Consider the following 13,733-nt stretch of genomic DNA (forward strand, 5'->3'; position numbering starts at 1 on the left):
CGAGGGGCGAGCCCATGGCGGAACGCGAGACCGATCGTTCAGTGTCGCAGACCGTGCGGGCGCAGCTTGCGCTGCGCGACCTCGTTCTCTCCGGCGGCCTGCGGCCCGGCGAGCGGATCTCGGAGCTGCAGGCGGTCGAGTTCACCGGGGTGTCGCGCACGCCGGTGCGGATGGCGCTGGTCCGGCTGGAGGAGGAAGGCCTGCTGGAGGCGATCCCTTCCGGCGGCTTCATGGTCAAGGCATTTTCCGAGCGCGACATTCTCGATTCGATCGAGCTGCGCGGCACGCTGGAGGGACTGGCCGCGCGCTTCGCCGCCGAGCGCGGCGTCTCGTCGCGCGATCTCGAGCCGCTGAAGGAATGCCTCAACGAGATCGACGGCCTGGTGCGGCAGGATCCGATTTCGGTCGAAGCCTTTTCGTCCTATGTCGCGCTCAATGCGCGCTTCCACGCGCTGCTCACCGAGCTGTCGCGCAGCCCGCCGCTGATCCGGCAGATCGACCGCGCCTCGGCGCTGCCATTCGCCTCGCCGAGCGGCTTCGTGATGGCGCAATCGGCGTTGCCCGAGGCGCGTCAGATCCTGCTGATCGCGCAAGATCACCATCGCATTGTGGTCGACGCCATCGAGAACCGCGAGGGCGCGCGCGCCGAGGCGATCATGCGCGAGCATGCAAGGCTTGCGGCACGCAATCTGCGGCTGGCGTTACGCAACCGCAGCCATCTCGATCTGCTGCCGGCGCTGGCGCTGATCAATTCGGCAGCCGGCTGAGCGGAGAACGCCATGCGATTCATCGAGACCTGGACATCCGCCACGCTGCTCGCCGTGCGCGACCTCACGCCCGGCATCCGTGAATTCCTGCTGCGGCCGGATAACTTTACGGGTGCGCCCTATCCGGTCGGCAGCCATATCGATGTCGGTGTCACCATCGAAGGCCAGCCGCAGACCCGCTCCTATTCGCTGGTCGGCGAAGTCGATCCGCAGGGCTACCGGATCGCAGTTCGGCGCGCAGCGGATTCCCGCGGCGGCTCGCGCTACATGTGGTCGCTCGCGCCGGGCGTGCGGCTCACCGTCACGCTGCCGACCTCGCTGGTGCAGCTCGACTGGACGCGGCGGCAGTTCTGCCTGATCGCGGGCGGCATCGGCATTACGCCGATCGTCGGTGCGGCACAGGCGCTCGCCCGCCGCGACGCCGGCGTGACGCTGCACTATGCCGTGCGCACGCGCGGCGATGCGGTCTATCTTGAACCGCTTGAGCGTGCGCTCGGCGACCGCCTCACCGTCCACGCCGGCGACGAAGGCAGGCGGCTCGACCTCGAGCGCGTCTTTTCGGCGCTGCCGCAGGACACGATGACACTGTTCTGCGGCCCGATGCGGATGCTGGACGCGGCGCGGCGCGCCTGGGAGGAATCCGGCCGCCCGCTCTCCGACTTGCGCTACGAGACCTTTGGATCGAGCGGGCTGCTGCCGACCGAGCCGTTCCGCGTGCGGCTCAGGGGCGAGGGGACTGAGCTGGGGACCGAGTTCGTCATCCCGCGCGACCGGTCGATGCTGGACGTGCTCAACGAAGCCGGTCATGAGGTGATGAGCGACTGCCGGCGCGGTGAATGCGGGGTCTGCGCGCTCGACGTGGTCGATGTCGACGGCGAGATCGACCATCGCGACGTCTTCTTCAGTGACCATCAGAAGCGGGAGAGCCGCAAGATCTGCGCCTGCGTGTCGCGCGCCCGCGGCACCATCACGGTCGACACCCTGCATCGGTCGGACACGCCCTGACGAGCCGAGCCGGCGCTACGCCGCATGCACCGAGTGCTGTGGGTTGTGATCGAGCAGTGCGGAAATCTCGCTGGCTGACATCGGCCGCCCGATCAGATAGCCTTGGACCTCGTCGCAACTGGTCTGGCGCAGATATTCGAGCTGATCCGCGGTCTCGACGCCTTCGGCCACGACGCCGATCCGCAGCTCCTGCGCGAGGCCGATCACCGATTTGACGATCGCGGCGCAATCCGGCTGGGTCAGCATGTCCCGGATGAAGGATTGATCGATCTTGATGCGGCTGAACGGCAGCTTACGCAGATAGGTCAGCGACGAGAAGCCGGTGCCGAAATCGTCGAGCGCGACCGTCAGGCCGAGCTCGAGCAGCGCGTGCAGGATCGCGGGCGCCGATCCGTATTTCGAGATCAGCATCGACTCGGTGATCTCGATCTCGAGCCGGTTCGGCGCGACGTTGGCCTCGGCCAGCGCGTCGACGATCGTCTGCAGGATGCAGACGTTCTGGAACTGGACCGCGGAGAAATTGACCGCGATCCGGATGTCGTCCGGCCAGCGCGACAGCATCGTGCAGGCGCGACGGATCACCCACTCGCCGAGCTGGTGGATCAGCCCGCTTTCCTCGGCGATCGGGATGAAGACGGTCGGCGGGATCAGGCCGCGCGTCGGATGCTGCCAGCGCAGCAGGGCCTCGAAGCCGGTGACGCGGCCTTTGCGGATGTCGAGGAACGGTTGGTAGACGAGAAACAGCTCGTCCGCCTCGATCGCGTGCTCGAGATCCCGCTGCAAGGCGCGGCGGTCGCGCGCCGACCGGTCGTCGCTGGCCTCGAAGAAGCAGATGGTACCGGGCGCGGATTTCTTCGCCCGGTAAAGCGCGATGTCGACGTGCTTGAGCAGGTCGTGGGACGTGCTGCCGTCTCGGGGCGCCAGCACGATGCCGATGCTGACCGTGCGGTTGACCTCCAGCCCGTCGATCGGGAACGGCTCGGCAAAGGCCGCGACGAACCGTTCGGCGATCGCCAGCGCATCCTCGGGCCTTGCCAGATTCGACATGATCAGGGCGAATTCGTCGCCGCCGATCCGTGCGACATGTTCGGCCGCGCGCGTGCAGCGCTGCAGCCGGGCCGCGACCTGCACCAGGAACTCGTCGCCCGCCGGATGGCCGAACCTGTCGTTGACCTCCTTGAAGCGATCGAGATCGAGCAGCAGCACCGCGAATTCTTCGCCCGACCGCGCCAGCCGGTTCAGTGCGCCGTTGAGCGCTTCATTGAAGGCGACGCGGTTCGGCAGATGCGTCAGCGGATCCTGCCTCACCGTCCGTTCGGCCTCGTGCTGGGCGATGATCCGGCGCCTGAACTCGAACGCGTTGACGAACACGCCGCGCAGCAGCACCGAACCGTAGACCAGCACCAGCACGGCCATCAGGAGGTAGACGAAATCGCCGTCCCGGCCGAGGCAGATCGCGGTGCCGACGAAGATCGGCGCGGTGAACGCAATCGCGGCGATCGGGATGGTGGAGAACGCGAAGGCGCCGCCGGCCAGCATTCCGGCGCACAGGCAGGTGATGACGAGCTGGGCGCCGCTCGATGCGTTCGCGAAGAAGGCGACGGGGACGACGCCCCAGGTCGTCCCGAGCGCCAGCGCATTGCGCACCAGCCGGTACATGGTTCGGCGCGACACGAATTGCGGCTTGGCGATGCGGCGCGATGCCCGCGCCTGCAGGCCGAAGAACAGCGCCGCGCTGCCCACCGCGACCGCCCACACCAGCGCAAAGGCCCAGTCAGGCGATTGCCACAGCGCAATCGCGAGCACCAGCGCGTTGCAGGCGTTGGCCAGCATGATGCCGAAGGAATAGCCGAGCACCAGCGAGACCTGTTCGGCGCGGATGTGGCCGGCAAGCGCTTCATCCGTCGGCGGTGCACCGAAGGCCGCGAGGTCGCCGGCGAACAGGGTCGCGAAATATGATCTCAGATGGGTACGCATCACTACGTTGCCTGCCCGGTTTGGCCATGGCGCCGTGGCGAAGAATTCTCTGCAAACCTTTGACAAACTATGAACTATTGGAACGGACCGTGCCGCGGCGGGCCGCTCCTTCGGTTCCACCGGCAGGCATTGCTAACAAATCGATACAAATGCGTGACGCGAGGTCACGGATCGGCAAAGCTTGCCGCGCGCCGCGCTGCTTGATCCCCCGCGGGTTTTTCGCAATGAGTCGGGTTCCCGCGAACGGCAAAAACCAGAAGGTGCGCATGAGCCTCCCGATCACGAACCACGATCCCGGGTTCCGTATCACGCGAGCCAGCCATGTCGTCCTGACCGTTCGTGATCTCGTGGCGAGCCGGCAGTTCTACGAAAAGGTGATCGGGCTGATCCTGACCGCGGAGGAGGGCGGCGCACTCTATTTCCGCGGCGTCGAGGAGGCCTGTCATCACAGCCTTGTGTTGCGCAAAGGCGAGAGCGCCGCCTGCGCGCGGCTCGGCCTGCGGGTCTTTCAGGACGGTGACCTCGACCGGCTCCAGGCCTTCTTCGAAGCGCAGGGATGCCGGGCCGCCTGGGCCGAAGTGCCGCATCAGAGCCGCACCCTGCATGCGACCGATCCGGCCGGCACGCCGCTGGAGTTCTGCGCGACCATGCCGGTCGAGTCGCGCATGATCACCAAATTCACCCGCCATGCCGGCGGCTCGGCGCTGCGGCTCGATCACTACCAGGTGCTGACGCCGGAGCTGCGCAAGGCGTGCGAGTTCTACACCGCGGCAGGCTTCCGGCTCAGCGAATACATCGCGCCCGCTGATACCTTCGACCTGCGCGGCGTGTTCCTGCAGCGCAAGGGCAATCCGCACGACATCGTGTTCTTCAACGGCGCCGGACCGCGGCTGCATCATTTCGCATTTCTCGCGCCCGAAGTTCATCATCTGCTCAACGCCTGCGATGTCGCCGGCGAGCTCGGCTATGGCGCGGCGGTTGAACGCGGCCCCGGGCGTCATGGGCCGGGACACGCGATGTATGTCTACATGCGCGATCCCGACGGGCATCGCGTCGAGCTGTTCAACACCCACTATCAGATCATGGACATCGAGAACGAGCCGGTCGGCTGGGATCCGTCCGACCACACGATCTCGTTCCCGTGGGGGTTGCCGGCGCGGCAGGCCTGGTTCGAGGAGGCGACGCCGTTCGAAGGTGTCGCGATCCGCGAACCCGAGGTGAAGCCGAAGCCGCTGACGCTCGAGAGCTACCTCGCGAAGTAGCATGTCATTGTCAGCCGATAATCCCATCCATGACGTGGCCATCGTCGGCCTCGGGCCGGTCGGTGCCATCTTCGCCAACCTGTTCGCGAAATCCGGCTTGAGGGTCGCCATCGTCGAGCGCGTTGCCGACATCTACGACAAGCCGCGCGCGATCACGCTCGACCACGAGGCGCTGCGCGTGCTGCAGGCGATCGGGCTCGGCGATTTCATGGAGCAGGCGATCGCCCCGCATAACGGCTCGCACTATCTCGGCGTCGACGGCGAGATCATCAAGATCTTCGACCCGATGCCGCCGCCGTTCCCGCTCGGCTGGATTCCGAACGTGACCTTCGTGCAGCCGGACGTCGAGCAGGCGCTGCGCGACAAGCTCGCCGACTATCCGCATGCCGACATTTTCCTTGCGGCCACGGGCGTGGCGCTGCAGCAGGACGATGGCGCGGTGATGCTGACGGCGCGCCGCGAGTCCGGCGAGGAGTTCCTGATCCGCGCGCGCTATCTGGTCGGCTGCGACGGCGCCAACAGCTTCGTCCGCAAGCAGCTCGGCATCGGCCTCGACGACCTCGCCTTCGATGAATGGTGGATGGTGGTGGACACGCTGACCAGCGATCCCGCCAGGCGGCCGGCCAGGAGCTTTCAGTATTGCTGGCCGTCGCGTCCCGGCACCTTCGTGCCGGGCCCGCGCAATTTGCGGCGCTGGGAGATCAAGTTGCTGCCCGGCGAGGACCCCGAGGCGGCCGGCGCGCCCGACAACGTCGTGAAGCTGCTCAAGGGTTTCACCGATATCTCCGACCTCACGATCTGGCGCTCGGCGGTCTATCGCTTTCACGCGCTGCTCGGCCGGCGCTGGCGCGACCGCCGCGTGCTGCTGATGGGCGATGCCGTGCACCAGACGCCGCCGTTCCTCGGGCAAGGGCTGTGCGCCGGTATCCGCGATGCGGTGAACCTGGCCTGGAAGTTGCGGCTGGTTCTTCGTGGCGACGCCGGCAATGCGCTGCTCGACAGTTACGAGATCGAGCGCAAGCCGCATGTCCGCGCCGTCGTAGCCAGCGCTAAGGAGTTCGGCAAGATCATCGGCGAGCTCGATCCGGTGGCCGCCGTCGAACGCGACATGCGGCTGCGCGCCGACCTGAAGGCCGGCAAGGCCGAAACCATCAGGCAGAAATTCATCCCCGATCTCGTCTCCGGCCTGATCGCGCGCGATGCCGCGCTTGCCGGGCGGCTGTTCGTGCAGCCGCATGTGCGCGCGCCGGATGGGCGGACGTGCCGGCTCGACGATCTGCTGCAGCTGGAATTCGCGATCGTGACGACGGCGGCGGAGCCGATGGTGTGGCTGTCGGATGCGTCCGCTGCCGCCTGGCGGCGTCTGTCGGGCGAGCGCGTCGTCATCGCCACATCAGGCGAAAGCGCCGATCGAGGCGGTATCCTGACCGTGATCGAACGCGACAGTTTGTTCGCGGACTGGATGCGGCAGCATGACTCCGCGGCGGTCATCGTGCGGCCGGACCGCTACGTCTTCGGCGCCGCGCGCAATGCCGGCGAGCTCAGTATGCTTGTCGGGCAACTGCTCCAGAACCTCAGCGCAGGGCGCTAGTCTTTTCAAGCCGCCGCTTTGTCTGTACCACCGGAAGAAAGAAATTCCGGGGGAAACCAGTGAACAACAATAACGATGCGGCGGAGTATGATTACGTCATCGTCGGCGCCGGCTCGGCCGGTTGCGTGCTCGCCAACCGCCTGAGCGCCGACGGCAAGCGCTCGGTGCTGCTGCTCGAGGCCGGACCGAAGGACAGCAACATCTGGATCCATGTCCCGCTCGGCTACGGCAAGCTGTTCAAGGAAAAATCCGTCAACTGGATGTACCAGACCGAGCCGGAGCCCGGCCTCAACGGGCGGCAGGTGTTCCAGCCGCGCGGCAAGGTGCTCGGCGGCTCCAGCTCGATCAACGGCCTGCTCTATGTGCGCGGCCAGCACGAGGACTATGACCGCTGGCGCCAGCGCGGCAATGCCGGCTGGGGCTATGACGACGTCCTGCCCTATTTCAGGAAGGCGGAGGATCAGCAGCGCGGCGGCGACAAATATCACGGCGCAGGAGGCCCGCTCCCGGTGTCGGATTGGCGGCATCATGATCCGCTGTCGGAGGCCTTCGTGCATGCCGCAGCCGAGGTCGGGATTCCGACCAATCCGGATTTCAACGGCGCGACCCAGGAGGGCGCGGGCTTCTTCCAGACCACGACGCGGCGCGGCCGGCGCGCCTCGACGGCGCGGTCCTATCTGCGGCCGGCGCTGACGCGCGGCAATCTTCATGTCGAGACCTCGGCGCTGGCGCAGCGCATCCTGTTCGACGGCAAGCGCGCGAGCGGCGTCGCCTACAAGCAGAACGGGCAATTGCGCAAGGCCAAGGCGCGCAGGGAGGTGCTGGTATCGAGCGGTGCGTACAACTCGCCGCAATTGTTGCAGCTCTCCGGCGTCGGCCCTGCCGATCTGTTGAAGCAGCACGGCATCGACATCGTGCTCGATGCGCCCGGCGTCGGCAACGACCTGCAGGACCACATGCAGGTCCGCATCGTCACGCGCTGCACGCAGACCGTCACGCTGAACGACGTCATCAATCATCCCGTGCGCCGCGTCATGGCGGGCCTCCGCTACGCCGCGCTGCGCAAGGGGCCGCTGACGATCGCCGCCGGCACCTCCGGCGCGTTCTTCAAGACCAGCCCGCGGCTTGCCTCGCCCGACATCCAGATCCACTTCCTGCCGTTCTCGACCGACAAGATGGGCGAGCAGCTGCATCCGTTCTCGGGCTTCACGGCCTCGGTCTGCCAGCTGCGTCCGGAGAGCCGCGGTTCGCTGAAGATCAGGAGCGCGGACCCGGGCGTGCCGCCGGAAATCCGCATCAACTATCTGGCGACCGAGACCGATCGCCGCGCCTTCATCGACGGCATCCGTATCCTGCGCAAGATCCTGGCGGCACCGGCGCTGAAATCCTATTCAGTGGGCGAGGTCGATCCCGGCGCCAAGGTGGTCAGCGACGACGACCTGCTCGATTTCTGCCGGCGCACCGGAAGCACGGTCTATCATCCGACCTCGACCTGCCGGATGGGCAACGATCCGCTCGCGGTGGTCGACCAGCGGCTCAAGGTGCGCGGCATCGAAGGTCTGCGCGTGGTCGATGCGTCCGTCATGCCGGACCTGATGTCGGGCAACACCAATGCGCCGACGATCATGATCGCGGAGAAAGCGTCGGACATGATCCTGGAGGATGCGAGGTAGGACGCCATCCGTCATCCTGAGGAGCGCGTAGCGCGTCTCGAAGGATGCACGGCCCCGGTCTGACGGCTCGGAAAGCTCCGGGCCGTCGACCCTTCGAGACGCGCGCAAGAGCGCGCTCCTCCAGCGACAAAGGCGAAGCCTTTGCGCGGGGGTGACGGTGATAGAGTGGGCGACTGGACGTCAGCCCTTATACGCGCGCACCCGTGCGACCATCTGCTCGACATGGGCGATCGGCGTCTCGGGGAGGATGCCGTGCCCGAGATTGAAGATCATCCGCCCCTTGCCGAAGTTCTCCAGCACATCGTCCACCGCGCGGTCGAGCGCGGCGCCGCCGGCGATCAGGGCCAGCGGATCGAGATTGCCCTGCACCGCGACGCGGCTTTGCACGCGCTCGCGGATCATCGACGGCTCGGTGGCCCAATCGATCGAGACCGCATCGACGCCGGTTTGCTCGATATAGGCCGGCAGCATGCCTGCCGCGCCGCGCGGGAAGCCGATGATCCTGGCATCGGGGACCTGCTTGCGCACCCCGGCCACGATGCGCCGGGTCGGCTCGATCGCCCAGCGGGCGAACTCGCGCGGCGGCAGCACGCCGGCCCAAGTGTCGAAGATCTGCAGGCAGTCGGCACCGGCCTTCAACTGGCCGACGAGATAGTGGATCGAGTTCTCGACCAGCACGTCGATGATCTTGGCGAACGCATCCGGATGGCGGTAGGCAAGCATCCGCGCGGGTGCCTGGTCCGGCGTGCCCTGTCCGGCCACCATGTAGGTCGCAACCGTCCACGGTGCGCCGCAGAAGCCGATCAGTGCGATCTCGGGGGCGAGTTCGCGACGGACGCGGCGCAGTGCTTCAAAAACCGGCTCGAGCGTGTCGAAGTTGGCATCGGTTGCCAACGTCGCGATTTCGCCGGGCGTTGCCAGCGGATCGAGCCGCGGTCCTTCGCCGGCCTCGAAGCGCACCGAGCGGCCGAGCGCGTAGGGGATTACCAGGATGTCGGAGAAGATGATCGCGGCGTCGAAGTTGAACCGGCGGATCGGCTGCAGCGTGACCTCGGCGGCGAATTCGGGCGTGAAGCAGAGATCGAGGAAGCCGCCGGCCTTGGCGCGCAGCTCGCGATATTCCGGCAGATAGCGGCCGGCCTGCCGCATCATCCAGAGCGGCGGCACGGCCTGGCGGTGGCCCGATAGCACGTCGATGAGCGGCTTCTTGGTGGGATCCTGGGGCACGCGGATAGTTCCTGATCACGGTCAAATTTGCGCCCCTGATACACGCTGCAGCGCAGTGGGCCAAGGCGGTTCTGGAACCCCCCTTTGCGCGGCCGCGTTGTCCCCCGAATGGAGGGACGACATGGCCGACAAATTCGATCCTGCCCCGCACGACAAGCATGCCGAGAAGCCGCACGAGGCGCAGGCTGCCGACCGCAAGGCCCGCACCCGGCTGAAGGAGGGGCTCGAGGATACCTTCCCGGCCTCCGATCCGGTCAGCGCCACGCAGCCCGCGCCCTCAAAGCACGACGGCAATCGGGACAATTAGCTGGTGTATGCCAGCGCCTGCTAACCACGATGCCAAGAGAGTTCCACATGCGGCGAACTATTCGCCGCGGAGCGATGGCCCGGAGCACCGGGCCCGTCCGCATACCGTGATCGCCGGGACAGTCTAGACGGGGCCGCTTGCGGGGCGCTGCATCCGGTCAGATTCGAAGGTCACGCCGAGCCGGCGCTCCAGGCGCCAGGCCACAATGCAGTGCCGCCGGATCGGTTCGCTCTCGATCTCGAGGTCGAACGCGAGCGGGATTGCGACGTCGCTTTCCACGGCGAGCCCCGCGCCGCCGGTCGAGAGGTTGAGCACAAGACATCCGACACTGCTGTTGCGGAAGAAGATCGTCCCGCGCTTCAGCAGGATCGTTCGTTGGCTGTCGGTCTTGTATCTTATCGTTGTGCTCACGGCAGTCTCCTACCCCCGATGTGATGCCCGTCGCGATCGGTCCCCTCAAGCGCGATGGTCGCGCTTTCGCTTCTTGTTCGAGCATGATCTCCGCGCAAACGCTTTGCGTTTGTCGCGAGGGAAAACCGCTTCGTACTCTTCCGGATCATGCTCTAGTTCACCAGCACGGCGCCATCGCAGCGGATGCCCAGCACCCAAACGTCGACCTGGCCGAGCCCGATGCCGAGCGTCGCGAGCAGCGACGCCAGCACCTGATCGACTGAACTCGTCACGCCGTTCAGGATGCTCATGACGAGCGCCCCCAATCCCGGGATCGGCAGCCCGAGCGGGCCGAGATTGATGGTCAGCGAGAGGTCGCCGAGCAGACTTCCTGTCAGCGATGAAAGGAAGTTGGTCGTCGTCACCGTCTTCTTGGTGCCCGCCTGGATGTCGCTGTAGCTGAAATTGACATTGGTCGGCGTGGTGTTGCCCATGCCGGCATGGGCGAGGCCGGTGACGGTGGCGAGACCAAGGTTGACCAGTGTCGCCGGCGGCGGATTGGGCTTGGTCGTGAAGTTGGTCATGTCGGCGATCGTGACGTTGCCGATCCATGCATCCACGATCCCAGGCGTCACGCCGATCGTGACCTGCGAGGTGTTGATGTTGGGGTGGCCGCAGGACACCGCGTTGAGTGTCGCGGTACCCGAGGCGACCTCGACATAGACCGGGAGATTGATCGCAGACACGGTGCCGGAGCCGAGCACATTGATCGTCGCCAGGATCCTGGTCTGCGCGGTGTGGACGCTCACACCCTGGGTGCCGATCGCGATCCAGCTCGAGCCGACCGGTCGCTCGCCGATCGTTGCGATCACGGAGACGTTGGCGATGCCGGGCAGGCCGAGATTGATCGAGGTCGCGATCTGATGGTTGCCGTTGGCGATCTGGGCCACCGTGGAAATCAGGTCGAACACCGAAACGCTGGCGCCGACCTTGGGTTTCTGCCCCACCGTGAGATTGGCGAAGGGACCGAGGTCGACCAGCGTGCCCGGCGAAATCTTGGTGGTGGAGCCGGTGACGGCCTGGGAGATCGTCGACAGCGCGGTGGTCGCCGCGTTGGCGCCGTTGGTGATCTGCTGGGTGGTCAGCGCCGACGCGACGATGTCGCCGACCTTGATGTTGCTGCTCAGCAGGTCGCTATAGGTGACGCCGGTCAGGTTGACCCGGGTCGCCAGTGCCGACAGGAAGTCCAGGGCGTCGATCTTGGCGCTGATCAGCGCGTTGTAGTCCATCACCGAGAGCGACAGCGTGGTGCCGAGCATCGAGCCGAGCAGCGCATTGAGCGCGCCGCCGTTGACCGAGAGCAGCCTCGACCCGATCGCGAACGAGGCCATTTCGGTCGATGTCGCGGTGGCGGTCGTCTTGATGGTGAAACTGCTCGCGCCGGTCAGGTAGCGCGCGAAGTAGAGCGGGGTCTGGGTGTTCAGCGTGACCCGCGCGGCGTTGGGAGTGCCGACCGCCGGGGTCACGAAACGGGCCTGCGGCGCGATGGCGCTGTTTGCGGTGTAGGTTCCTGTCTCGACCTTGACCAGCGCACTGGCCGGGTACTTGTTCTGCGTAACCGTCGCGGTGGCGGCGTTGACCGGATTGTTCAGGTTGGCGGCGGCGACGATCGCGGCGAGATCGGCGGTGCTCTGCGTCTTGCGCCGGTCGGCGAAGATCGTGCCGAGATCGATGGCGAGCCCGGCGCACCCGATCAGGAGCGTCATCAGGCCGGCGCTGATCATCGCGAAGTTTCCTCGTTCGTCGGCGCCGAAGCGCCGCATCAGCATGAGGACGCCTCTCATCCTAGAATCCCCCGTACTGAATCGCCGCGGAGCGGACGATGGTGCTCGCCGGGGCGGGGACGAAGGGCAGCTTGTAGATGAAGTTGCCGGCCGCGTTGTAGTTGACCGTCACGACGTAGACGTTGGCATTCGATGGAGACGGCGCGGCATTGACCGTGAGATTGCCGGGAACGAGCAATGGATAGGTCGACGCGTTGGCGGTGACATAGCTCGTCGCGAGGCTGTTGCGTTCGGTGTCGGTCATTCCCGCGATGGATGACCGCGCCGCTTCGGCGGCGAGTTGCTGAACGCCATGCACCATGGCGAGATACGAGCCGAAGACGATGATGCCGAAAATGAAGGCAAGAAACAGCGGCAGCATCAGCGCGAATTCGACGGCGGACGCACCGCTTCGGCAGCGAAAAAAACTGGTCATTGCAACACACCTCGAAACTCCAACGACGACGTCACGTTGCGAGGCTTTGATTAAGGAAAACTATGAAAACGCTTTCACGAATCAGCGGCCGCAATTCAGACTTATCGGGTCAGTGAAGCATTATGGGGCGATCAGAATATTTGATGCGATACCCGCAAAAACCCGGGGTGTGGTGCGGTTGAGGTGCTGCAGCGTGTGGAGATGTAGTTGTTGGATACCGTGATATGCGGAGCAATGCACGTAACAATACATATGACCTGCAATATCAGTGCCTTGGCGGGTAATTGTGGCTAAACGAAAGTGCAACCAAATGTTAGTATAGCCTAATGGCATACTGTGGAGATTGGAATTGCGTCCCGTGCTGAGACTGGAGGGCTCGCGATGCATAGACCGCGTCAGCATTTGAATATTCCTACTGAAATCGTTCGTACCGTCGTTGCGATCGCGGAGACAGGCAGCCTGTCGAAAGCCGGGGAGCGTCTCGGCCTCAGCCAGCCGGCGATCAGTTCGCAGGTCAAGCGCCTGCAAAGCCTGATTGGTGGCGCACTCTTCGTCAGAACCGCAAACGGCACCACGACCACCGAGCTCGGCAAGGTCGCCGTGCAGCAGGCGAGGCGCATCCTCGAAGCCAACGATCAACTGCTTCGGCTCGGCGGCAATCATGAAGGACCCCAGCCGTTGCGGCTGGGAATCAGCACGATGCTCGCGGAGGAATTCCTGAAGCTGCATCCCTCCGATGCACTCGCCGACGTTCTGCTGCACGCCGACATGTCACCGGCCGTCATCAGGGGGGTGATCGACGGCTACATCGACATCGCGTTCGTCTACAGCAACCCTTCGCAGGAGAACGAAGACGAGGTGACGATCGCCGCCGAAGCCGAGGAGCGGTCGGTGTGGGTGCGATCGCGCGATTTTGTGCTGCGGCCGGGCGCCCCGATCCCGATCCTGGCCTGGCCTGGTGACGACTGGATGATCCGGACGCTCACCAAGCACAACATCACGTACAAGATCGTGTTCAGGAGCCCGAACCACCAGCTGCGACTGGAAGCCGCCCGGGCCGGGTACGGCCTGACGGCGTGCCCCGAGCGGATGATCCCGTCCTCGCTGATCTCGGCGAAGGACTATTATCTTCCGGAGCTTCCGTTGCAGAAGCGCCTGCTGTGCGTTCGCCCTGGTCTCGAAGGCAGCCGCGCCACGGCGATGGTGCAGCGGTTGTCCAGCCTGTTCTTCAGCGGCGCGAAGCCGATGCGTCAGGTGAGCAACATGTAGCTGGTG

12 protein-coding genes are annotated in these 13,733 nt (G+C 65.6%); 7 read left to right on the plus strand and 5 right to left on the minus strand.

What is annotated here, in order from left to right:
* Window positions 1–14 precede the first annotated feature (14 nt).
* Window positions 15–767, plus strand: a complete 753-nt coding sequence (locus Q2M23_RS02590; RefSeq protein ID WP_038382468.1) for a GntR family transcriptional regulator — start codon at window positions 15–17, stop codon at window positions 765–767.
* Window positions 768–779: 12 nt separating this feature from the next.
* The gene (locus Q2M23_RS02595; RefSeq protein WP_253589269.1) at window positions 780–1,772 is read left to right on the plus strand and encodes a PDR/VanB family oxidoreductase; all 993 of its coding nucleotides are present in this window, start codon (window positions 780–782) and stop codon (window positions 1,770–1,772) included.
* 15 nt (window positions 1,773–1,787) lie between these two features.
* Here Q2M23_RS02595 and Q2M23_RS02600 read toward each other — a convergent pair whose 3' ends face one another.
* On the minus strand, window positions 1,788–3,749 hold the full coding sequence (locus Q2M23_RS02600; RefSeq protein ID WP_316394068.1) for a putative bifunctional diguanylate cyclase/phosphodiesterase: 1,962 nt from the start codon (window positions 3,747–3,749) through the stop codon (window positions 1,788–1,790).
* Between the two features lie 266 nt (window positions 3,750–4,015).
* On the opposite strand from Q2M23_RS02600, the gene Q2M23_RS02605 reads away from it, so the two are divergent.
* Genes Q2M23_RS02605 through Q2M23_RS02615 form a run of 3 tightly spaced genes read left to right on the plus strand, consistent with a single transcriptional unit; the run spans window position 4,016 to window position 8,275 of the window.
* Entirely contained in the window at window positions 4,016–5,011 is a 996-nt protein-coding gene (locus Q2M23_RS02605; RefSeq protein WP_316394070.1) for a VOC family protein, read from the plus strand.
* A gap of 1 nt (window position 5,012) precedes the next feature.
* A complete protein-coding gene (locus Q2M23_RS02610; protein ID WP_316394072.1) occupies window positions 5,013–6,602 on the plus strand; it encodes a bifunctional 3-(3-hydroxy-phenyl)propionate/3-hydroxycinnamic acid hydroxylase in 1,590 nt (529 codons plus the stop codon).
* A gap of 59 nt (window positions 6,603–6,661) precedes the next feature.
* Window positions 6,662–8,275: a choline dehydrogenase gene (locus Q2M23_RS02615; RefSeq protein ID WP_316394073.1), complete on the plus strand. Its 1,614-nt coding sequence runs from the start codon at window positions 6,662–6,664 to the stop codon at window positions 8,273–8,275.
* A 180-nt stretch (window positions 8,276–8,455) separates the two neighbouring features.
* Here Q2M23_RS02615 and hemE read toward each other — a convergent pair whose 3' ends face one another.
* Window positions 8,456–9,502 (minus strand): uroporphyrinogen decarboxylase, encoded by a 1,047-nt coding sequence (gene hemE, locus Q2M23_RS02620; RefSeq protein WP_057016932.1) that lies wholly within the window; start codon window positions 9,500–9,502, stop codon window positions 8,456–8,458.
* 121 nt (window positions 9,503–9,623) lie between these two features.
* On the opposite strand from hemE, the gene Q2M23_RS02625 reads away from it, so the two are divergent.
* Window positions 9,624–9,809 (plus strand): hypothetical protein, encoded by a 186-nt coding sequence (locus Q2M23_RS02625; protein WP_028333252.1) that lies wholly within the window; start codon window positions 9,624–9,626, stop codon window positions 9,807–9,809.
* Between the two features lie 123 nt (window positions 9,810–9,932).
* Here the strand turns inward: Q2M23_RS02625 and Q2M23_RS02630 are convergent, their stop codons facing one another.
* From Q2M23_RS02630 to Q2M23_RS02640, 3 genes are all read right to left on the minus strand, one after another.
* A complete protein-coding gene (locus Q2M23_RS02630; protein ID WP_229189556.1) occupies window positions 9,933–10,220 on the minus strand; it encodes a PilZ domain-containing protein in 288 nt (95 codons plus the stop codon).
* Window positions 10,221–10,372: 152 nt separating this feature from the next.
* Window positions 10,373–12,043 (minus strand): pilus assembly protein TadG-related protein, encoded by a 1,671-nt coding sequence (locus tag Q2M23_RS02635; RefSeq protein WP_316394076.1) that lies wholly within the window; start codon window positions 12,041–12,043, stop codon window positions 10,373–10,375.
* A 1-nt stretch (window position 12,044) separates the two neighbouring features.
* Entirely contained in the window at window positions 12,045–12,458 is a 414-nt protein-coding gene (locus Q2M23_RS02640) for a TadE/TadG family type IV pilus assembly protein (protein WP_057016934.1), read from the minus strand.
* Window positions 12,459–12,839: 381 nt separating this feature from the next.
* On the opposite strand from Q2M23_RS02640, the gene Q2M23_RS02645 reads away from it, so the two are divergent.
* A complete protein-coding gene (locus tag Q2M23_RS02645; RefSeq protein ID WP_229189553.1) occupies window positions 12,840–13,727 on the plus strand; it encodes a LysR family transcriptional regulator in 888 nt (295 codons plus the stop codon).
* The last annotated feature ends 6 nt before the right edge of the window (window positions 13,728–13,733 follow it).

Origin of the sequence: Bradyrhizobium sp. 33ap4, assembly GCF_032654765.1 — a bacterium.
Taxonomy (GTDB): domain Bacteria; phylum Pseudomonadota; class Alphaproteobacteria; order Rhizobiales; family Xanthobacteraceae; genus Bradyrhizobium; species Bradyrhizobium australafricanum.